Here is a 19,796-nt window from a genome sequence, read left to right on the forward strand (position 1 = left end):
TCCGAAGAACCGACCGCGACGCGCCCGCTCGCAATCAACGTCCTCGGTGACAACCTCTATTTCCCGACCGTCGATCTGACGAAGAACGTCTGCGAGCTCGTCGATTTCTACGGGGACGTGGCGGCGACCTACGATTACGCGCCCTTCGGCGCAGTCACCGCGGGAACGCCCTCCGCCTCCGCCGTTCCCGCGAACCAGTTCCAGTTCTCCTCCGAGTTCTACGATTCCGAACTTGGCCTCGTCTATTACAACTACCGTCACTACTCGCCCGCCCTCGGGCGCTTCCTCTCCCGCGACCCAATTGAAGAGCAGGGAGGGCGCAATTTGTATGCGATTTCAGAAAATGAACCTATCTATGTTCCGGCACGATGAAAGCGAATTTTTTTCGGCGGCCGCATTTGCAGGCGCGGCTTTTTGTTTTTGCTCTTGCGGCAACGCGGACAATGAGCTTCCGCCGGAATTTCTCCACGGCGCGCTGCTGCAGTTTATTCCGCCACTCGCCGACAGAGGGCTAAGCTTTGTCGGCAGCGTGGCGATAGAAGAGTATGCCAGGAGCAATCTTCGGGTCGAATGCAACGACAATTTCAGGAGAACCGAGTTAAGCGACGGCTGGGTCAAACTTTCTTGGGATGTTCCCCTGTGGCAACTCCATCATTGCGCGCCGGAGGAAATGACGGAAACCGAACCTCACTAGGTGAAAGTTCAAATCCTGCGGGAGGGTAAATATTACAGATGCAATTACATCGAATTCGTTCACGGAAGCATGGGGACGACATCCGGCTCTTTCTTTTTTTCCGTGGAAGCGCGCCCTTTGATCCATGAAGAAAAAACTTCGATTTTTCATTTCATAAAGTATGAAGGCTGCTCCGATTGAAAAAAATGAAGATGCTCCCGCGAATGAACCGGCAAAATCTGTTTCGTTGCGGTTTTTCCGTCGTAATTCTGGCGGCGGCATTTGTGCTTTTGTCGCTTTGGCGGCGACGGAAGGACGGAGATTAGAGCGAAAATCCGGACGACTATTTCAACCCCAGGCCTCTGCGGAACGTCTTTACGGCGATCCGCGGGAACGCGCGTCTTTCGGCGCCGTCGTTTCTTCGCGCGCGCTCAGAAGCGCGAGTTCAGCCCGATCGAAAACGCCGTGGAGACGCCGCCCGAGGGCGACGCCTGGATGCGGCACGCGGCGCCGAGCGTCCAGCCTTTTTCGATTTCGAAATCCATGCGCGGCGTGAACTCGAAGGCGGCGCGCTCGTCCACGGTCCCGCGGATCGTCGTCTCGGAATTTTCGTAGGCGACGAAGCGCGACGTGATCTTCGGGTCGCGCCCGAGCTCGCCGACGAAGGCGAAATCCGCGCCGAGCGTGAGCGTGTCCCGCCCCGCGGGGCGGCGGCGCAGCTTCTTTTCGACGCCGAATCCGAAGCGCGGGCGGAAGCTCGAGTAGCCGAACGCGTCGATCTCCAGCGCGGAATACGAGCCGCGTTCCCGCACGGTGTCCACGCGGACGTAATTGAAGTCGAAGCGCGCGAACGGGCGCAGCTCCCAGCCGTCGCCGAGATCCTCGCGCAGGCTCCACGCGATGAAGGCGCCCGCCTCGAGCCCGCCTTCCTCGGCGCGGTTCGTTCCCGTGCCCGTCTCGTGGTTGACGTCGTAGTAGTGCACGGCGGCGGAGGCGCCGAAGAGCACGTTCCAACCCGCCTCCGCGGGCATCATCCCCGCGAAGACGCGCGCGCGGAACGCCGTGTCGGTGAACGTGCCGTCGGAAAAACCGTGCGGCGTCGCCGTCCCGCGGTGAATCGCGAGACTCGCGCCGACGAGGCGCTCGCCGTCCGCCCAGCGGTAGAAGCCGCCCATCACGCCCATGGAATCCGCGTCGTAGATCGGCGAGGAGACGCCGTCGTCGTTGCGGACGAACTCCGTCAGCACGGCGGAAAAATACTGCGTGTTCGCGGGAACGCTCAGTCCGTCCGGCGAATGCGGCGCGGAAAGCCCCGGCGCGAAGACGCGCTGCAGGTAATCGACTTCGAGGTTGGACTGATGCACCGCCATGCCCGAAAGCGCGCAGTGCGCCAGCGGAGAAAAATTGTTCACCGTGTCCGAGAGCGCGTCGCCCATGGCGAGATTCACCGCCTGCCCGACCTCGTTCGGCCGGTTCAGCTCCGTCTGCGACGCGACGTAATCGACGAACTCGGAAATGCCGTCGTGCTCGCGGAAGGCGCCGCGTTCCCGCAGCTTGCGGTTCTCGATGCTCGCGATTCCGTATTCGTTCCCGCCGATTCCGCCGACGCCCGGCGAGACGAGCATCACGTTCTCCGAAGCCGAAACGATCTGAAAATCGCCGCGCACGTCGTCCGCGCGCAGGAAGACCGCGACCTTGCCCGGCGCGAGATTCTCCGCGCCCTGCAGCACCAGCGTTCCCGCGAGATTGACGGTTCCCGCCACCTCCGCGCGCCCGCAGCCGTTTTCCGTGAGCACGACGACCGTCCGCCCGCCGAGGTCGGTCGTGACGATCGAATACGTTTCCGTCTCCGCGTCGAAGCGGATTTCCTGCCGCACGGAATCGAAGTTCAGGTCCCCGCCGATCCGCAGCGTGCCGCCCGCGTAACCGAGATAAAGCGCGCCGCCGATCGTGGAGGCGTCGCCGAGCGAAATCTCGCCCGAGGCGACGTACTTGCCCTTCACGTTCACCGAGCCCGCCGTGCTCCCGTGGCCGCCGAAGGAACCGCCGTTGACGACGACTTCCGACGCGCGCGTCTCGAGCGCCTTTTCCGTTCCCGTGGCGAGCAGAGCCGTGCCCGCGTTGACGACGAGCCTGCCCGTGAAATCCTGCATCTCGCCGCGCAGCACGACGGAGGCGGAGCCGTCGAAGACGATTTCGCCCGCGCCGGAAACGCCGCCGTTCACGCCGACGTCCGTGCCCGAAACGTTGAAGCGCAGCGTCGAACCCGCGTCGAGCGTCGTCGCGCCGGAAAGCCCGCCCGTGGCGCCGCCGTCGCCGACGCGCAGCTCCGCGCCGCCCGCGACGCGGATCGCGTCGAACTCCGTGTTCCCGGAAACGATCAGCGTTCCCGCGAGCACGCGCAGCTCCGCGCCCTCGGCGGAATTGAGCCGCACCGTGCCCGAGCCGACGTTTTCGACGACGCCGACGCGCCCGTTCCCGTCGTGCCCCGAAATCGCGATGTTCGACGCCGTGGCGCCTTCAGCGACGCCGAAATCGCCGTTGCAGCTGAAGACCAGCGTCGCCGAATTCGAGATTTCAAGCCGGTTTCCGGAAAGCAGCTCCGTCTCGTCCGTGAACGTCAGCGAGCCGCCGCTCACGACGACGTAGCCCTCGAACGCGCCCGCGTCCGCGCCGAACTTCCCGTCGAAGCGGAGATCGCCCTCGCCCGACTTTTCGAAGGAGCCTTTGCCCGAAAGCGTTCCCGCGAACGCGCCGTCGATGCCCTGCGCGAAGGTGAGGCGGACGTTTTCCGCCACGGCGAAATCCGCCGAATACGCGGACGAAAACTCGTCGACGTCGCGGATCGTCGTGGGGACGGAAATCTCTTCCGCGCTCAAAAAGCCCGAAGCGAAGGCGACGCCCGCGGCGCAAAGAAACGGCAATGCAAATTTCGGTCGGAACATAAAAATTTCGAGAGCGCGAGCGTAAAGGACGCGCCCGAAAATGTCGAGGGCGGACGCGCCCCGCGCGCCCTCAGCCCGCGGGAGAGCACGGAGAAACGCGGATTATTTGAAATACACTTTAAATAATTCGGAGATTATTTGAAATGCGCTTTAAATAATCAGCGGAGGGAGAGGCCGCCGTCGACGACGAGGCGCGTTCCCGTGATCCACGCGGCGGCGTCGGAAAGCAGGTAGCGCGCGGCGTGTGCGATTTCCTCGGGTCTGCCGGCGCGCCCGAGCGGACAGGACGCGACGCCGAGCTTCCCGACGTCCGCGCCGACGCTCGCGTGAATCGGCGTGTCGACGACGCCGGGGCAGATGCAGTTCACGCGCGTCCGCTGGTACGCGAGCTCGATCGCCATCACTTCGGCGGCGGCGCAGAGCGCGCTCTTCGACGCGGCGTAGGCGGTCTGCCCGATCGCAGCGGAGCCCGTTCCCGCGACGGAGGAAATGAAGACGATCGAGGCGCCGTCGCGGATCATTCCCTTCTTCAGCAGGCGGCGCGTCAGCTCGAGCGGAATCCGCGTGTTGAGCGCGAGGAGCTTTTCGAAAAGTTCCGGCTTCGTGAACGCGAACGGACGCAGCGCGGAAATTCCCGCCGCGTGGACGACGCCGTCGTAGGGCGCGGGGCACGCGCAGAGCAGATTTTCGAAGTCCTTTTCGACGGTCAGGTCGGCGACGCGGGACGTGGAATACGCGCCGCACGGCCGCGGGAACGCGTCGCACGTCGCTTCGAGCCGCGCGGGATCGCGTCCCGTGGCGACGACGGACGCGCCGGCGCGCGCGCATTCGATCGCGCAGGCGCGGCCGATGCCGGACGAGGCGCCGGTGACGAGAATGATTTTTCCTTCGAGAGAGAACGTTTTGTCGGTCATGGTTTTATCCGGTGTTCAAAGCTGTTTCGCGACGACGGCGGCGAGCCCGCCGAGCGTCTCCGCGTCGCGGATGTCCGTGCTTTTCAGAAGCACGTCGTATTCGTCCTCGACGAGCGCGATGAGCGAGAGCGCGAGCAGCGAGTTCCAGTCCGGAAGCTCCTTGAAGCGCGTTTCCGCGGAGAGCGTCTCGCGCGGCGTCTTTCTGAGCAGCGAGGCGAAGTCGTCGACGAATTTCTGCGTATCCATTTTCAAATTATGTTTTCAGATCTTGAAGAGCACGGCGGGATTGCCGACGTAGGTGGAGGCGCTTTTCGCGGGACGGAAAAGCACGGAGTTCGCGCCGAGCGTCACGTCGTCGCCGACGGGAACGCCCTGCAGCACGACGGAGGCGACGCCGAAGAAATTGCGGTCGCCGACGCGCACGTTCCCGGAAACGCGCACGCAGGGATTGAACATGTTGAAGCTGCCGATCCGGGAATCGTGCCCGACGTAGATCTGCGTGTTGAAGAGGTTGAAGTCGCCGAGCTCGACGTCGCACGAAATCGAGGAATGGTGCGAAATCAGGTTGCCGCATCCGAGCTTCAGCGTCTCGGGATCGAGAACGCGCGCGGTCGGCGCGACGACGTTCGGGAACGCGACGTTCGGGTTCGTGATTTTTTTGAAGAGCGATTCGACGACGCGCGGCGCGGCGACGGCGAAGACGACGGAAAGCTCGCCGCCGCGCGCGTTGAGCGCGTCCATGCCGCCGAGGACTTCGCCCGCGCGCAGACGCGTTCTCGCGGGAACGGCGTCGTCGAAAAAACCGACGAAGTCCCACGTCGGCGAGACTTCGTTGATTTCGCGGAGCAGGCAGGCGGTCTCGCGACCGAAGCCGCCGGCGCCGTAAATGGCGATCGGTTTCATGGGGAGAAATTCTGCCTCAGCGCGCGCGAGGCTTAAAGCGAAAAATCCGCGGGAGAAAGCGACGAGGTTGCGGAAGTTATGAGGCAATGAACTTCATAACCTCGTGACCGCCGCAACTTCATCACCTCATGGAGCGCAAAAACGCCTCTTCCAGTCCCTGCACGGTGATGAACGGCGTCCAATGGACGCGGTTCTTCCACGCGCGCGGGAGAATGCCGGCGCAGCCTCCGGTGGCGAGAATCTTGGGCTCGGGAACGCCGTCCTTCTTCAGGCGTTCGAGCACGGTCTCGAGCAGCGCGCCGATCATTCCCGCGAAGCCGACGGCGCAGCCGAAGCGCATCGCCGCGAGCGTCGATTTGCCGACGGCGTCGGCGTCCTCGGCGAGAAGCAGGTCGCGCGCCTCCAGCGCGGGCAGCAGCGCGGTCTGCTCGTGCAGATAGCGCGTCATGACGCCGATTCCGGGCGCGATGATGCCGCCCTCGTAGCCGAGCTCGGAAAGGATGTCGAACGTGACCGCCGTGCCCATGTCGATGATGACCGCGGGTGCGCCGAAACGCGCCTGCGCGCCGATGCAGTTGGCGAGGCGGTCGGGGCCGACTTCCTGCGGCGTCGGGTAGTGGATGCCCAGCCCGGGGCAGTTGCCGTGATAGACGCGGCAGACGGGCAGCGGCGTGCAGTTCTTCAGCGCGAGCTCCAACCGCTCCGTCGCGGCGGGAACGACGCTGCAGAAGGAGATGCCGTCGGGCGCGAGCGTGCGGATTTTTTCCGAGGCGAGCAGCGCGGGAACGCCGTCGGCGGCGCTGGAGAGGCGGCGCGTGTCCAGCTCGCCGCAGACGAGCGAGCGGCGGTTTTCGAGCACGGCGTAATGCGTGTGCGTGTTTCCGACGTCGAGGCAGAGGATGCGCATGGGAAGACGTTTTGGAGGTTGGTTTCGAGAGAAAAACGGGCGGAGCTCAAGTCCCGGAATCGCCGTCCCAGCCGCGGTCCGCGAAGATGCCGAGCGCGTCGAGCCGCAGCATGAACTCGGCGAAATCCGGATTCGCCAGCACCGCGTCCAGGTCCTGATCTTCGAAGGAAACGCGCACGAAAATCTGTTCCGCGCGCTGGTTCAGCCCGAGGCGGCGCAGGTCCTCGATGCGCTTCGGCAGGCGGAAGATCACGCCCGCGAAGCCCTCGCGCCAGCCCTGCCGGTGGTCCTTGTAGGCGTGGACTTCGCCGTTGACGAGATGCCAGAACATGACGGGCAGCTTCATGCCTTCGCGCTCGTAGCGGCCGAGCTCGTAGGGGCGCAGCTCGCGCCCGCCGAGACGCGTTCCCGCGACGCCGAATTCGCGCCCGACGCGCGTCCAGCCGTTGTCCACCCAGCACGCGTCGGGGTTATGGCCGCCGGCGTCGATGGGCGATTTTTTCCCGGGCTTCCAGTACGCCGCGTAGAACGTGATCGCGAGCGGGCCTTTCTCGTAGCGCCGCGAAACGCACTGGTCGAAACGGAGCAGATTGCGCACGTAGTCGATCATGCCCTGCGTGGAGCCGATCGGCACTTCCGAAACCGTCCAGCCGTCGAGCTTCGCCGGCGCGATTTCGTCGAGGCTGCGCGTGAAGCGCGGCGTCGTCTCCGTGAAGAATTTGACGTAGCCGACCGTTCCCGCGACCGCGAGAACGAAAAGCGCGAGGAGCGCGAAGAGGATTTTTTTGAGTTTCATTTCAGCGAATCAGAATCACGACGGCTTCGGCGAATTCCGCCGTGTGCGTCAGGGAAACCAGCGCGTCCGCGGCGCCGGCGTTTTCGAGGGCGGCACGCCCGCGCGCGGAAAAGACGGCGCGCGGCTCGCCGCGTTCTCCGCAAAGCACGGAAAAATCCGTCAGCCCGACTTCCGCGCCGACGCCCGTGCCGAGCGCCTTGGAAAACGCCTCCTTCGCGGCCCAGCGCGCGGCGAAGCTTTCCCACGCGTGCGCGCCGCGGGAACGGCACAGCGCGCGCTCCTCCGGCGAAAAGACTTTTTCGAGAAAGGCGTCCCCGCTGCGCCCGATCGCGGCGCGCACGCGCGCGACGGATTCCAGGTCGATCCCGACGCCGACGACGTTCGTTCCCGCGGGAACCTTCACCGCGGCGCCGACGCCGATCTTCTCCGGAAATTTTTCCATGCGGGAACGCGCGCGGAAACCTTACGGACGCGGCGAAATCGTGATGCCGTCGCGCATGCGCGCCTTCATCTCGCGCACCGCCTCGCCGATGCCGGAAAGCAGCGCGCGGCACAGAATCGAGTGCCCGATGTTGAGCTCGTGCAGGTGCGGGATTTCGACGACCTCGCCGATGTTCACGTAATTGATGCCGTGCCCGGCGTTGACGGAAATCGCGACGTTCGCCGCCGATTCCGCCGCGAGGCAGAGCCGCCGGAATTCGCGCGCGCGCGCCGCCGTCTCGTAATACGCGTTCGCGTACGCGCCCGTGTGCAGCTCGACCCAGGGCGCGCCGATTTCGGCGGCGGCGGCGATCTGGCGCTCGTCCGGATCGATGAAGAGGCTCGTGATCACGCCCGCGGCGGTGAAGCGCGCGGCGACGTCGCGCAGCTCGGCGACGCGGGACGCGACATCCAGCCCGCCTTCGGTCGAGACTTCCTCGCGCCGCTCGGGAACGAGGCAGACGGAATCCGGCTTGAGCTTCAGCGCGAAATCGACCATCGCGGGCGTCGGCGCCATCTCCAGATTCAGGCGCGTGCGGATCGCCTCGCGCAGGCGGCGCACGTCGCTTTCCTGAATGTGGCGGCGGTCTTCGCGCAGGTGCACGGTGATGCCGTCGGCTCCCGCCTGTTCCGCCGCGAACGCGACGGCGACGGGATCGGGCTCCACCATCTTCCCGCAGCTCGACTCGTAACCGCGATAGCGCGACTGGCGCAGCGTCGCGGCGTGGTCGATGTTCACGCCCAAAAGAATCGCTTTTTTCATGCCGGAAATTACAAGCCAGAATCCGCCCGCGCGCAAACCGCAAATGCGTCTTCAACCACGGAAAACACGGAAAGACACGGAAATTCAGCGGAGAGAAGGCGGCATGGCTCCACGCTTCGATTACCCGCCGCCTCCTTGAAATTCTCCCGCACAAAATTCCCCGCGAAGACGCCGAGACGCAAAGATTTTTGGAGAAGTAACGCCGTTTTCGCGGGAACGTCGCTCGAAATTCGTGAAAATTCGCGCCGATTCGCGGTTAAAAACTTTCTTTAACTTCCTTTGACTTCGCGGTCAAAAATCTTCGCGGCCTTCGCGTCCGAAGCGCGCCGCGCGGCTTGCATTCGCCGCGAAAATGCGTCAGAATCAAGGTTCATCATGAGCAATACAAGCTTCAAAGAAACGGACGAAAACAATCCCGCGGCGATCGCGCTTTTCGACAGCATCTGGTCGTCGCTGGAAAGCAATCTCGGCGTCGCCGCGCTGACTTTCCCGAAGGCGATTTACTGGCTCAACGGCGCTCCCGGCGCCGGCAAAGGCACGCAGACGGACGTGATTCTCGAAGAGCTCGGGCTCAAATCTCAGCCGATCGTCATGAGCGATCTGCTCAAGACTCCCGAGATGGAGGCAATCAAGGCGACCGGGCAGCTCATCGACGACGCGACCGTCATCGGCCTGCTCTTCCGCCGTCTGACGCGCCTCGAATACCGCGACGGCGTGATGGTGGACGGCTTCCCGCGCACGGCGGGCCAGGTCGCGTGCCTGAAGCTGCTCGCGAAGAAGCTGAACGCGCTCCACGCCGCGAATCCGGAAAAATTCCCGACGGCGGACTTCACGATGCTCATGCTTTACGTGACGGAGAACGAATCCGTCGAGCGCCAGCTCAAGCGCGGCCGCGAAATGAAGGCGGCGGGCAAGCCCGTGCGCGAGACGGACGTCGATCCGGAAAAGACGCGCGTGCGCTACCGCGTCTTCGCGGAAACGACGCTCGAGCCGCTTCAGTCGCTCAAGGGCACGTTCCCGTATCTGCAGATCGACAGCCTCGGCGGCATCGCGGAAACGGCGGACGAAATCCGCAAGGCTCTGCGCGCCCGCGCGAAATAAGCGCGCCGCCGCCGAACCGTTCCCGCGACGCGACGCCATGCTCCGCGCCCATCATCCGTTCGACGTTCCCGCCGACGCGACGACGCTCACGCTTTCCGCGGACGAAAGCCGCCATCTCGCGAAAGTGCTCCGCGCGCGCCCGGGCGAAGCCGTCGAGGCGTTCGACGGGCGCGGCGGCGTCTTTGCGGGAAAAATCCTCGGCGGCGACGCGAAGGCGCTGACGATTTCCGTCGAGACGCGCGAACGCGTTCCCGCGCCGCGGCGCCGCATCGCGCTCGCGCAGGCGATGCCGAAGGGCTCGCTGATGGACGACGTCGTCCGCCAGGCGACGGAAATCGGCGCCGCGCGGATTTTCCCGCTCGCGAGCGAGCGTTGCGAAGTGAGGCTCGACGCCGCGCGCGCCGCGCACAAGCTCGAACGCTGGCGCGCCATCGCGGTCGAGGCCTGCAAACAGTGCGGCACGCGTTTCCTGCCGGAAATCGAGCCCGTGCGGACGCCGGCGGAGTTTTTCGCGTCGCTCGCCGCGGAGACGCGCGGGAACGCCGCGCTGCGTCTCGTCGCGAGTCTCGAAGCGGGAACGCGTCCCTGCCCGGAAATCATGCGGGAACGCGCCGCCGAGCCGCCGGAGGAAATCCTCTGGCTCGTCGGTCCCGAAGGCGATTTTTCGCCGGAGGAATACGCCGCCGCGCGCGACGCGGGCTTCGTTCCCGCGCGTCTCGGCGCGAACGTCCTCCGCGCCGTCACCGCCGCGATTTACGTGCTTTCCGTCGCCGACCAAATGCGGCAGTTCTGGGACAAATGACGCGCGGCGGGAACGTCGCCGCAGGCGCCCTTCACGATTTCAAAACCTCATCACCTCCCTTTCCTCCATGCAGCCGCTCACTCTTTGGACCGAAACCTTCACCGACGCGCAGATCGCTGCGCTGCGGGACTTCTGCGCGACCGCGAACGGCTTCGAGGCGACGGAGACGCCCTACGCGATTTTTTCCTGCCGCTCCAAGCCGCTGAAGGTCACCGTCGTCGCCTACACGTCGCGCAAGGTCGTCGTCAGCGGCAAAGGCACGCGCGAGTTCGTCGAAAACGTCGTGGAGCCGCGGATCACGGGCGTCGCTAAGCTCGGCTACGACGACGTGCACCACCCGGAATGGTTCGAACGCCACGCCGGGCTCGACGAATCCGGCAAGGGCGACCTCTTCGGGCCGCTCGTCTCGTGCTGCGTGATCGCGGGCGGCGACGCCGTGAAGGGCTGGATCGAAGCGGGCGTGCGCGACTCCAAGACCGTCGCCGAAAGCGCGATTTTCGAGCTCGAGAAAAAAATCCGCGCCACGCCGGGCGTCGTCGTCAAGACCGCGACGACGACGATGCCGAAATACAACGCGCTTTACGCGGGCAAATTCGGGAACCTGAACACGATGCTCGCGCACTTCCACTTCGTCGCGCTGCGCGAGGCGCTTTTCGCGGCGCGGGAATCCGCCGCAGGAACGCCCGAGTGGGGGCTGCTCGACCAGTTTTCGAAGACGCCGCTCGTGCAGCGCGAGCTCGCGCGCAACGGCGTCGATTTCGACCTGCGCATGCGCACGAAGGCGGAAAGCGATCCCGTCGTCGCGGCGGCGTCGATCGTCGCGCGCGCGGTTTATGTGCGCGCCGTCAAGGAGCTGGAAAAAATCGCGGGCGCGGCGCTGCCGAAAGGCTGTTCCGCGGGAACGCGCAAGGCGGGCGAGGCGCTCGTCGCGAAGTTCGGCCGCGAGCGCTTCGGCGAGTTCGCGAAGCTGCACTTCAAGACCGCGGAAGAGGCGCTCGCCTCCGCCCGCCGCTGAACTCGCCGTTCCCGCGGGTGCTCAAAACCGCCTCGCGTTTGTCGCGGGAACGTGATTTTCTTTTACGCCTCAAAGCTATGAGCGAAGAATCCAATTCAGCCGAAACGCCGGCGGCGAACCGGCATTTCATCCGCCAAATCATCGACGCCGACCTCGCCGCGGGAACGGTCTCGAAAGTCGTCACGCGCTTCCCGCCCGAGCCCAACGGCTACCTGCACATCGGCCACGCCAAGGCGATCTGCCTCGATTTCGGCATGGCGAAGGAATACGGCGGCGAGTGCCATCTGCGCATGGACGACACGAACCCGACGCGCGAGGACGTCGAATACGTGGACGCGATTCAGCAGGACGTGCGCTGGCTCGGCTTCGACTGGGGCGACGGCTATTTCCACGCCTCGGACTATTTCGACAAGATCTACGCCTACGCCGTAAAGCTCATCGAGCTCGGCAAGGCCTACGTCTGCCACCTTTCCGCCGAGGAGTGGAAGGACTACCGCGGCGTTCCCGAAAAGCCCGGAAAGCACTCGCCGTGGCGCGACCGCTCGGTCGAGGAGAATCTCGCCGAGTTCGCGAAGATGACGCGCGGCGAATACGACGAGGGCGCGGCGACGCTCCGCGCCAAGGTGGACATGGCTTCGCCGAACATGCACATGCGCGATCCCGTCATCTACCGCGTGCGCAAGACCGCCCACCACAACACCGGCGACAAATGGTGCGTGTACCCGATGTACGACTTCGCGCATCCGCTCGAGGACGCGATCGAGGGCGTCACGCACTCCATCTGCACGCTCGAGTTCGAGGTGCACCGCCCGTTCTACGACTGGGTGATCGACACGCTGGATCCGCCCGTGAAGCCGCATCAGTACGAGTTCGCACGCCTCAATCTCACCTACACGATGATGAGCAAGCGCCGCCTGCTCGAGCTCGTGCAGGAAAAGCGCGTGAGCGGCTGGGACGACCCGCGCATGCCCACCGTGTGCGGGCTGCGCCGTCGCGGCTACACGCCCGAGGCGATCCGCAATTTCTGCGAAATCATCGGCGTGACGAAATACAATTCGCTCACGGACGTCGCCCTGCTCGAACACGTCGTGCGCGCCGACCTGAACAGGACTTCGCCGCGCGCCATGGCGGTGATGAACCCGCTGCGGCTCGTGATCGACAACTATCCCGAGGGCGCGACGGAAGAGCTCGTCGCCGTGAACAATCCCGAGGACGAATCCGCAGGAACGCGCGTCGTGCCGTTCTCGCGCGAGCTCTTCATCGAGCGCGAGGACTTCATGGAGGACGCGCCGAAGAAATTCTTCCGCCTCACGCCGGGCCGCGAAGTGCGCCTGCGCTGGGCCTACGTCGTGAAGTGCGTCGGCTGCGACAAGGACGCCGACGGGAACGTCGTCGCCGTGCACTGCACCTACGATCCGGAGACGCGCGGCGGGAACACGCCCGACGGCCGCAAGATCAAATCGACGATTCACTGGGTTTCGGCGGCGCACGCCAAGCCCGCCGAAGTGCGGCTCTACGACCGCCTCTTCACGAAGGAGGATCCCTCCGACGTGCCCGAAGGCGGCGACTGGCGCGACAACCTCAACCCGGAATCGCTCAAGGTCGCGACGGCGCTCGTCGAGCCCTCGCTGCAGAACGTCTCCGCGGGAGCGCGCTTCCAGTTCGAGCGCATCGGCTATTTCTGCGCCGACCCGGACTCGAAGCCCGGCGCGCCCGTCTTCAACCTCACCGTCACGCTCAAGGACTCGAAGAAGAACTGAGAGCCCCGACGGCGCGACGCCGACGCGCGCGTTTCCGCGAAATTCCGTCTCGCGGGAACGCGCGTTTTCGTTTCAACTTCGTTTTTCCGAAAATATGCTTTCCTTTCCCGATTCTCCCGCCGTGCCGCTGCGGCGCTTCTTCGAGACCGTGCGTTCCCGCGGCGGGCGCGCGCTCTTCGTCGGCGGCTGCGTCCGCGACGCGCTGCGCGGCGAGACGCCCAAGGATTTCGACGTCGAAGTCTACGGGCTTTCCGCGCGCGAGATCGAGGCGCTGCTGCGCGGGCTGAAGATCCGTTTCGGCGCGGCGGGACGCTCGTTCGGCGTCTTCAAGATCCACGACGCGCCGGTGGACGTCGCGCTCCCGCGGCGCGAGTCGAAATGCGGGCTCGGACACACGGCGTTCGTCGTCGAGGGCGACCCGTTCATGCCGCTGAAGGAAGCGGCGGCGCGGCGCGACTTCACCGTGAACGCGATCTACCTCGACCCGCTTTCCGGCGAAATCGAAGACCCGTTCGACGGGCGCGGCGACCTCGCGCGCGGCGTGCTGCGGCACACGTCGCCGGCGTTTTCGGAGGACCCGCTGCGCGTGCTGCGCGCGATGCAGTTTCTCGCGCGATTCCGTTTCGACGTCGCGCCGGAGACGCTCGAGCTCTGCAAAAAAATCGAGCCCGAAGGGCTTTCGCGGGAACGCGTTTTCGAAGAGTGGAAAAAGCTGCTCGTCAAAGGCGAGGAGCCTTCCCGCGGTCTGAATTTCCTGCGCGCGTGCGGCTGGGTGAAGTATTTTCCCGAGCTCGCGGCGCTCGTCGGCGTCGAGCAGGATCCGCTCTGGCACCCCGAGGGCGACGTGTGGAACCACACGCTGCGCGCCATGGACGCGTTCGCGCGGGAACGCGTCGCGGACGATTTCGAGAACGTCGTCGTCGGCTTCGCCGTGCTCTGCCACGATTTCGGCAAACCCGCGACGACCGCGCTCGGCGCCGACGGCAGAATCCACTCCTACGGCCACGAAGGCGCGGGCGTCGAACCGACGAAAAAATTCCTCGCGCGCATGACGGAACAGCGCGAAATTCTCGCCGACGTTCCCGTGCTCGTCGAGGCGCACATGCGCCCGCGCGCGCTGTTTCTCGCGCGCTCCGGCGACGCCGCCGTCCGCCGCCTCGCGAAGGCGGTGGGCAGAATCGACCGGTTGCTGCGCGTGTGCAAGGCGGACGCGCTCGGCAGCCGCTTTCACGAAAGCGACGATTTCCGGCAGACGGAAACGTGGCTGACGGCGCGCGCGGAGGCGCTGCGGCTGAAGGATTCGGCGCCGCGCCCGATCGTGCTGGGGCGGCATCTGATCGCGCTCGGCAGAAAGCCCGGCGCGGACTTCGAGCCGATTCTCAGCCGCTGCTTCGAGGCGCAGCTCGACGGCGCCTTCACCGACGAGGCCGGCGGCGTCGCCTTCCTGAAAAACCTCCTCGGCGCAGAAGCTTAACTTCCAAAAACTTTTCAGAAATATAAAAAGCGTTCCCTCGACAAGTCGAAGGAACGCGAACGTCTTTTTGTTGATTCGCTGAATCAATAGTCGCTCGTGGCGCTATAACCACGAATAAATCCGCCGATGAAGCCCACGGTGAACTCTGCGAAATTGCGCCAAAAATCGCTGTTATCATCGCTCTTTTCCGGCTGACGTTCATCGTTCTCAATTGCGTTCATCAGCGACAAGAGCTCTCTCCCCTCGCTTCCGCCGGAACGAGCATATTGCTTCGCGAGATTACGATTCGCGCTCACGCCTTCTCCTTTCCAGTAACAAACGGCGAGCATCACATTCGCGTCCTCGCTCCCCATATCCGAAGCTTTTCTGAAATAACGAACAGCCGCCGAAAAATTTTTGCTTGTCCCGATGCCGTTGTAGTAGCATATGCCGACAGCGCATGTTCCATCGGCGTCGCCTTTTTCAGCCGCGCGCAAATAGGATTTAAACGCGGCATCATAGCGCCCCTTATCATAGTAATCATCCCCTTGATAGTAATAGTCTCTTCCCGAAGAACAGGCTGGGAAAATCGCCCCCGACAAAGAGACGAAAACGAGAACGCTAAGGATTTTTAACAGTTTCGAATTTTTCATTTTTGCCTTTCTTATGCTTTTTTTGAGAACGTTTTCGCTCATGAAGAAATCGCGTTATCACTTCGGCAAGGAGCTCTTCGGGATTATCTTTCCCGAGTTTTTCAAGCTCTTGGGCGGAAATCTCAACGCGAATCCTCTTCATTGAACAATCGTAAAGGCAGAATAACACTCCTCATAGGAGTGCCAATTTCAATTTTACGCTCTTGCGAAAAACAGCTTAGGAATTAGCATTGCCGTCATGAAAGAAAAGCCCACGCGCTACATTACGATAGTTCTGACGAATGTGGTCGCGCGTCATCTGCAGGCGATGGTCGATTCTGGTGAATTCGATTCGTTCGGCGCCGTCGCACGTGAGGCGATAGCATTTTGGCTCAGAGAAAAGCGAAGTGTTCGTCTCGACGAAAAAGAGACGAAAATCACTCACGGGCAGCGGCTGGATTTGGAAATCAAAAAAAGAAGAAACCGGAAGGCACCGTAACTCCTCCTTCGGAAAGGACGCCGGGGACACGGTCTAAGTTTCGCGGCGAAAGCATGTTTACGAGAACGCTGATGCCGCGCAGCATACCCAAAACCGCCGCGGCGCGCGGGCGAAAAAAACGTTCCCGGCGGGAAACCGCGCGGGAACGTTTTGTCGTGGAGAAGGAGCGGAAGCGGCTCAGTCCGCGAGGACGCCGAATTCGGCGCCGGAAGCGAAGTCCTGGCCGTTCTGCGACGAGAGCGCGCGGAAGCGCACGAAGCGCGCCTTCACGGGAGCCGCGAAGAGCACCTTCTTTTCCGTCTTGTCGCGCGGGAACGCGCCCTTGGCGACCGGCTCGCTCCACGTCTTGCCGTCGGCGCTGACGCAGATTTCGTAATCCTTCACGTCGCCGTTCTCGCCGTTCTGGCGCGGCAGGTAGGAGACGCCCTTGATCGCCTTCAGCTCGCCGACGTCGAAATCGATCCAGTGCGGATAATTCGCGACGGTGACGCTGTACGCCGTGTGCCAGATCGTTCCCGCGTCGTTGTCCGTGAGGTTTTCCGCGGGTTCGGAGCCTTCCTGGCTGCTGCAGAACGCGACGGCGAGGCTGACCTTTTCGAGCTTCGGGAAGACGATTTCCGTCTTCAGTTCGGGGCTCGACGCGAGCCACGCGGAGATCTTGCCGCCTTCGCGGAACGGGAACGAACCTTCGTAGGCGCACGGTTCGCCGCCGTCCACGGAGAAGCGGATTTCCGCGTCGGGGTTCTTGGCGGAAATCGCCGCGGCGCCCGTCACGTTGCGCGTGATCGAAAGCGGCGTCGCGCCCGCGGGCGAGACGTTCGCGACCGTCTCCGGCGCGGCGCCGGCGAGCGGGCGGATGATGAATCCGAAATTCGTCGGCGCGGAGAAGATCTTGTCGCGGTCGAGCGTGTCCGGCCCGCACGAGGCTCCGCCGAGACCGCGCACGCCGACGCCGAGGAAGAGCGTCGTCGTCGCCGCGTTTCCGACGGCGTCGTCGAGCTGATACGGATTCGCCGCCGAGGCGAGCTGCGCGGCGGAAACGGGCAGCGCGGAAACGGAGAACTTGCCGTCCGCCGCGACGAACGCCGCGCCCGCCTTGCCGTCCGTCAGCGCGCACCAGCGCACGTCCTCGCGATTGCCCATGTCCTGCGGGCGGATGTAGTCCGTGAAGTTTTCGGCGACGGGGCCGCGGTGGAGACCGACGAAGGAGCCGCTCTTGCGGTCGGCGTAGTTTTCGACGGGACCGCGTCCGTAATAGACGAAGTCGGCGAACTTCGCGGGAACGCGCATCGCGTAGCCGAGACGCGGCAGGTCGAGGCGAGAAGTCGCGGAAACGGCGGCCTCAAGCTCGACGGAGCCGTCGGGATAGACCGTCCAGATCTGATTGGCGTCGAACGCGAAACCGTTCTTGCCTTCGGCGCGGATCGGGAAGGAGAGCGTGCAGACGCCGGTTTCGGGATTCTGCGAAATCGTCGGCGTTCCCGCGGCGCGCTGCGCGAGGTCGCGCAGACCGGCGCTTTCCCAGCGGCCGCGCGGCGCGTCGTTGTTCACGGGCGCGCGGAAGGCGTCGAGCTTCGGGCCGTCGCCGGAAGCGATGACGGTCTCGTCGCCGTAGCGGAGCGAGTCGATCGTTCCCGTCGCGCCGGAGAAGCGGACTTCGAAATCCGCACCGCGGACGACGGCGTCGCCGTTCGGCTCGGTCGCGAGCGTCGGCTTGGCGCCGCGCGCGACCTGCGCGATCGAGGGGCGCGTTCCCGCGGGCTTCACGAGAATCTGCTCTTCCGCCTGTCCGTAGCCCTTCGCCGCCCACGGCTTGTCGTCGCGGAGACGGAAGCGCAGGTTCAGGAAATATTCCGCGTCATCGAACGCGGCGGCGTCGAACGGCAGCTTGAAGACCGCGCGCGCGCGCGGCGCGACGGCGGGCTTTTCGATGATGCCGACGAGCGCGGGCTTGCCGTCCGCGAAAAGCGTCCATTCCAGATCATAGGCGGAAAGGTCCGTGAAGTAGTTCTTGTTGAAGACCTCGACGGCGTTCGGCGTTTCCGCGACGGGCGCAACGCCGATGTTCTGATAGACTTTCTTGACTTCGGCGAACTGGGGCTTGGGCGCTCGGTCCGCGAAGATGATGCCGTTGCAGACGAAGTCGGCGTCGTTGGGGATTTCGCCGAACTGCCCGCCGTAGGCGAGGAAGCGCTTGCCCGTCGCGCCGTCGTAGTTGTAGAGCGCCTGATCGACCCAGTCCCAGATCGCGCCGCCGCAGATGTAGTTCGACGATTCGATCGCGTCCCAGTAATCCTTCAGGTTGCCCATCGCGTTGCCCATCGAGTGCGCGTATTCGGAGATGTGGAACGGCTGCTTGCAGTGGCCCTGCGCGGCGGCGACGACCCAGCCGACGGACGGATACTGGTTCGAGCCCATGTCCACGATCGCGTTGTTGCGCTCGTACTGCACGGGGCGCGACGCGTCGAACGCCTTGAGGTTTTCGTAGGCGGCCTTGAAGTTGTCGCCCGGACCGGCTTCGTTGCCGAGCGACCAGATCACGACGGAAGGCTGGTTCACGTTGCGGTGCGCCATTTCGAGCACGCGCGCGACGTGCGCCGGGCGCCACTCGATCGGGTGCGAGAGCGACGCCTCGCCGTAATAGTATTCGTGCGATTCGATGTTCGCCTCGTCCTCGAGATAAATCCCGTACTTGTTGCAGAGGTAATAGAAATACGGCGCCGGCGGATAGTGCGAATTGCGGACGTGGTTGATGTTCCCGCGCTTCATGAGCAGGACTTCCTCCTCCATGTCCTTGCGCGTGACGGCGTGCCCGCGCTCGGGATGCGATTCGTGGCGGTTCACGCCCTTGAGCTTCACGGTTTTGCCGTTGACGTAGAAATAGCGGCCGCGCTTGCCGAATTCGTCCGTCTGGTCGGCGAGGATTTCGACTTCGCAGAAGCCGACCTGCGCGGAGACGGCCTCGATCGTCTTCCCGCCGCGCTTCAGCTCGGCGACGAGCACGTAGAGGTTCGGTTCTTCGGCGGACCAGCGTTTCGGGTTCTTCACCGCGAGCGCGACGCGCGGGAGCTCGACGTTTTCGCCCGGCTTCACCGCGGGAACGGCCGTCTTCGCCGTCGCCGCGGGAACGTCCGCGAACTCGTCGGAATAAAGCGCCTTCTGCGGGTAGAGCGAATAGACGATTTCGCAGCCCGCGGCGGCCTTTCCGCCGAGGTTGCGCACGTCGGCGACGACGTTCATCGCGTCGCCGCTCGGCACGGCGACGAGGTCGCGCACGTGCACTTTCGGCGTCGAATAAATCGAGACCGTGCGGAAGATGCCCGGCAGGCGGAACATGTCCTGCGCCTCAAGGAAGGAGCCGTCGGAATTGCGGTACACCTCGACCGCGACGCGCGCCTTTTCGCCCGGCTTCACGAACTTCGAAATGTCGAAGCACGCGGGATCGCGGGAATTCTTGGAGAAGCCGACGTACTTGCCGTTCACCCACACGTAGAAGAACGAATCGACGCCGTCGAAGTTCAGAAAGATCTCGCGTCCCTTCCAGTCGGCGGGAACGTCGAACTCGCGCAGGTAGGAGCCGACTTCGTTGCGGTAGAAATACGTCGTGCGCGCCTTGTTCGCGGGCTCGCGCATGACGCCCTTCTTCCAGTCGCCGACGGCGACCTGGTGCTCGAAGATCACCGGCTGATTGACGTACATCGGCAGGCCGTATTTGTGGTGGCCGTTGCCCTTCTCGGAAACGCCGACGACGTTCCAGTTCGACGGCACGGGAATCTCGTCCCAGCCCGACGCGTCGAAGCCTTTCTCGAAAAAGTTCTTCGGGCGTTCCTCCGGCGTGCGGCACCAGTGAAATTTCCACGCGCCGTCGAGCGAGCGCCAGTAGCGCGAATTTTCCGGCAGAATCTTTTTCGCGGACTTCGCGTCGGGGAACGACGCGAACGTCGCGCGCGGCATTTCTTTGTTCAGCGCGAGATTGCGCACGCAGTCCACGTCGCGCGCGGGATCCCATTCGTTCCCGGTCGGCGCGGCGGCGTTCCCGTAGCGGAAGCCTTCAAGCTGCGGCATGGCGCCGAAGCAGGAAAGCGCAATTCCGGACAAAACAAGTGCGAGGATGTTTTTTTTCATAAAATTCGAAAAATGATTTTGAAGGGGA

18 protein-coding genes are annotated in these 19,796 nt (G+C 64.1%); 8 read left to right on the forward strand and 10 right to left on the reverse strand.

Annotated elements, in window-relative coordinates; genetic code table 11:
- Both ACQREB_RS08085 and ACQREB_RS08090 read left to right on the forward strand, forming a co-directional pair.
- Window positions 1-372 (forward strand): RHS repeat-associated core domain-containing protein (locus ACQREB_RS08085; protein ID WP_427767505.1); only part of this gene is annotated, 372 nt, incomplete at its 5' end.
- Window positions 344-694: a hypothetical protein gene (locus tag ACQREB_RS08090; protein WP_427767507.1), complete on the forward strand. Its 351-nt coding sequence runs from the start codon at window positions 344-346 to the stop codon at window positions 692-694. The genes ACQREB_RS08085 and ACQREB_RS08090, both read left to right, overlap by 29 nt.
- A 410-nt stretch (window positions 695-1,104) precedes the next feature.
- On the opposite strand, the gene ACQREB_RS08095 is transcribed toward ACQREB_RS08090, so the two are convergent.
- From ACQREB_RS08095 to ACQREB_RS08130, 8 genes are all read right to left on the reverse strand, one after another.
- Complete coding sequence (locus ACQREB_RS08095; protein ID WP_427767510.1) at window positions 1,105-3,618, reverse strand: autotransporter outer membrane beta-barrel domain-containing protein; 2,514 nt, start codon at window positions 3,616-3,618, stop codon at window positions 1,105-1,107.
- 158 nt (window positions 3,619-3,776) lie between these two features.
- The gene (locus ACQREB_RS08100) at window positions 3,777-4,532 is read right to left on the reverse strand and encodes an SDR family NAD(P)-dependent oxidoreductase (RefSeq protein WP_427767512.1); all 756 of its coding nucleotides are present in this window, start codon (window positions 4,530-4,532) and stop codon (window positions 3,777-3,779) included.
- Between the two features lie 15 nt (window positions 4,533-4,547).
- Window positions 4,548-4,778, reverse strand: a complete 231-nt coding sequence (locus ACQREB_RS08105) for a phosphopantetheine-binding protein (RefSeq protein WP_427767514.1) — start codon at window positions 4,776-4,778, stop codon at window positions 4,548-4,550.
- A gap of 15 nt (window positions 4,779-4,793) precedes the next feature.
- Window positions 4,794-5,435: an acetyltransferase gene (locus tag ACQREB_RS08110; RefSeq protein ID WP_427767516.1), complete on the reverse strand. Its 642-nt coding sequence runs from the start codon at window positions 5,433-5,435 to the stop codon at window positions 4,794-4,796.
- A gap of 121 nt (window positions 5,436-5,556) precedes the next feature.
- Window positions 5,557-6,342 carry a type III pantothenate kinase gene (locus tag ACQREB_RS08115; protein ID WP_427767518.1) on the reverse strand — a complete coding sequence of 262 codons (786 nt, stop codon included), beginning with the start codon at window positions 6,340-6,342 and terminating at the stop codon, window positions 5,557-5,559.
- A gap of 46 nt (window positions 6,343-6,388) precedes the next feature.
- A complete protein-coding gene (locus ACQREB_RS08120) occupies window positions 6,389-7,138 on the reverse strand; it encodes an exosortase-associated EpsI family protein (protein WP_427767521.1) in 750 nt (249 codons plus the stop codon).
- A 1-nt stretch (window position 7,139) separates the two neighbouring features.
- Window positions 7,140-7,580, reverse strand: coding sequence for a holo-ACP synthase (gene acpS, locus ACQREB_RS08125; protein WP_427767524.1), 441 nt, complete (start codon window positions 7,578-7,580; stop codon window positions 7,140-7,142).
- Between the two features lie 21 nt (window positions 7,581-7,601).
- A complete protein-coding gene (locus ACQREB_RS08130) occupies window positions 7,602-8,381 on the reverse strand; it encodes a pyridoxine 5'-phosphate synthase (protein WP_427767527.1) in 780 nt (259 codons plus the stop codon).
- 375 nt (window positions 8,382-8,756) lie between these two features.
- On the opposite strand from ACQREB_RS08130, the gene ACQREB_RS08135 reads away from it, so the two are divergent.
- From ACQREB_RS08135 to ACQREB_RS08155, 5 genes are all read left to right on the forward strand, one after another.
- Window positions 8,757-9,482, forward strand: coding sequence for a nucleoside monophosphate kinase (locus ACQREB_RS08135; protein WP_427767529.1), 726 nt, complete (start codon window positions 8,757-8,759; stop codon window positions 9,480-9,482).
- Window positions 9,483-9,519: 37 nt separating this feature from the next.
- Window positions 9,520-10,284 carry a 16S rRNA (uracil(1498)-N(3))-methyltransferase gene (locus ACQREB_RS08140; protein ID WP_427767532.1) on the forward strand — a complete coding sequence of 255 codons (765 nt, stop codon included), beginning with the start codon at window positions 9,520-9,522 and terminating at the stop codon, window positions 10,282-10,284.
- A 67-nt stretch (window positions 10,285-10,351) separates the two neighbouring features.
- A complete protein-coding gene (gene rnhC, locus ACQREB_RS08145; protein ID WP_427767535.1) occupies window positions 10,352-11,299 on the forward strand; it encodes a ribonuclease HIII in 948 nt (315 codons plus the stop codon).
- A gap of 77 nt (window positions 11,300-11,376) precedes the next feature.
- Entirely contained in the window at window positions 11,377-13,059 is a 1,683-nt protein-coding gene (locus tag ACQREB_RS08150; RefSeq protein ID WP_427767538.1) for a glutamine--tRNA ligase/YqeY domain fusion protein, read from the forward strand.
- Between the two features lie 94 nt (window positions 13,060-13,153).
- Window positions 13,154-14,533: a CCA tRNA nucleotidyltransferase gene (locus ACQREB_RS08155; protein ID WP_427767540.1), complete on the forward strand. Its 1,380-nt coding sequence runs from the start codon at window positions 13,154-13,156 to the stop codon at window positions 14,531-14,533.
- Window positions 14,534-14,616: 83 nt separating this feature from the next.
- Here ACQREB_RS08155 and ACQREB_RS08160 read toward each other — a convergent pair whose 3' ends face one another.
- Complete coding sequence (locus tag ACQREB_RS08160; protein ID WP_427767543.1) at window positions 14,617-15,207, reverse strand: tetratricopeptide repeat protein; 591 nt, start codon at window positions 15,205-15,207, stop codon at window positions 14,617-14,619.
- A gap of 196 nt (window positions 15,208-15,403) precedes the next feature.
- Between ACQREB_RS08160 and ACQREB_RS08165 the strand changes: the two genes are divergently transcribed.
- Window positions 15,404-15,643, forward strand: a complete 240-nt coding sequence (locus ACQREB_RS08165) for a hypothetical protein (protein WP_427767545.1) — start codon at window positions 15,404-15,406, stop codon at window positions 15,641-15,643.
- Window positions 15,644-15,820: 177 nt separating this feature from the next.
- Here ACQREB_RS08165 and ACQREB_RS08170 read toward each other — a convergent pair whose 3' ends face one another.
- Window positions 15,821-19,768 carry a glycoside hydrolase family 2 TIM barrel-domain containing protein gene (locus tag ACQREB_RS08170; protein ID WP_427767547.1) on the reverse strand — a complete coding sequence of 1,316 codons (3,948 nt, stop codon included), beginning with the start codon at window positions 19,766-19,768 and terminating at the stop codon, window positions 15,821-15,823.
- Window positions 19,769-19,796 lie beyond the last annotated feature (28 nt).

Source organism: Candidatus Spyradosoma sp. SGI.093 (genome assembly GCF_050314555.1).
GTDB lineage: Bacteria > Verrucomicrobiota > Verrucomicrobiia > Opitutales > UBA953 > Spyradosoma.

What these genes read in the sequence shown, in the direction of transcription:
- ACQREB_RS08090 (WP_427767507.1), top strand. Translation starts at nt 344, where the DNA reads ATGAACCTATCTATGTTCCGGCACGATGAAAGCGAATTTTTTTCGGCG.
- ACQREB_RS08095 (WP_427767510.1), bottom strand. Translation starts at nt 3,618, where the DNA reads ATGTTCCGACCGAAATTTGCATTGCCGTTTCTTTGCGCCGCGGGCGTC.
- ACQREB_RS08100 (WP_427767512.1), bottom strand. Translation starts at nt 4,532, where the DNA reads ATGACCGACAAAACGTTCTCTCTCGAAGGAAAAATCATTCTCGTCACC.
- ACQREB_RS08105 (WP_427767514.1), bottom strand. Translation starts at nt 4,778, where the DNA reads ATGGATACGCAGAAATTCGTCGACGACTTCGCCTCGCTGCTCAGAAAG.
- ACQREB_RS08110 (WP_427767516.1), bottom strand. Translation starts at nt 5,435, where the DNA reads ATGAAACCGATCGCCATTTACGGCGCCGGCGGCTTCGGTCGCGAGACC.
- ACQREB_RS08115 (WP_427767518.1), bottom strand. Translation starts at nt 6,342, where the DNA reads ATGCGCATCCTCTGCCTCGACGTCGGAAACACGCACACGCATTACGCC.
- ACQREB_RS08120 (WP_427767521.1), bottom strand. Translation starts at nt 7,138, where the DNA reads ATGAAACTCAAAAAAATCCTCTTCGCGCTCCTCGCGCTTTTCGTTCTC.
- acpS (WP_427767524.1), bottom strand. Translation starts at nt 7,580, where the DNA reads ATGGAAAAATTTCCGGAGAAGATCGGCGTCGGCGCCGCGGTGAAGGTT.
- ACQREB_RS08130 (WP_427767527.1), bottom strand. Translation starts at nt 8,381, where the DNA reads ATGAAAAAAGCGATTCTTTTGGGCGTGAACATCGACCACGCCGCGACG.
- ACQREB_RS08135 (WP_427767529.1), top strand. Translation starts at nt 8,757, where the DNA reads ATGAGCAATACAAGCTTCAAAGAAACGGACGAAAACAATCCCGCGGCG.
- ACQREB_RS08140 (WP_427767532.1), top strand. Translation starts at nt 9,520, where the DNA reads ATGCTCCGCGCCCATCATCCGTTCGACGTTCCCGCCGACGCGACGACG.
- rnhC (WP_427767535.1), top strand. Translation starts at nt 10,352, where the DNA reads ATGCAGCCGCTCACTCTTTGGACCGAAACCTTCACCGACGCGCAGATC.
- ACQREB_RS08150 (WP_427767538.1), top strand. Translation starts at nt 11,377, where the DNA reads ATGAGCGAAGAATCCAATTCAGCCGAAACGCCGGCGGCGAACCGGCAT.
- ACQREB_RS08155 (WP_427767540.1), top strand. Translation starts at nt 13,154, where the DNA reads ATGCTTTCCTTTCCCGATTCTCCCGCCGTGCCGCTGCGGCGCTTCTTC.
- ACQREB_RS08160 (WP_427767543.1), bottom strand. Translation starts at nt 15,207, where the DNA reads ATGAGCGAAAACGTTCTCAAAAAAAGCATAAGAAAGGCAAAAATGAAA.
- ACQREB_RS08165 (WP_427767545.1), top strand. Translation starts at nt 15,404, where the DNA reads ATGAAAGAAAAGCCCACGCGCTACATTACGATAGTTCTGACGAATGTG.
- ACQREB_RS08170 (WP_427767547.1), bottom strand. Translation starts at nt 19,768, where the DNA reads ATGAAAAAAAACATCCTCGCACTTGTTTTGTCCGGAATTGCGCTTTCC.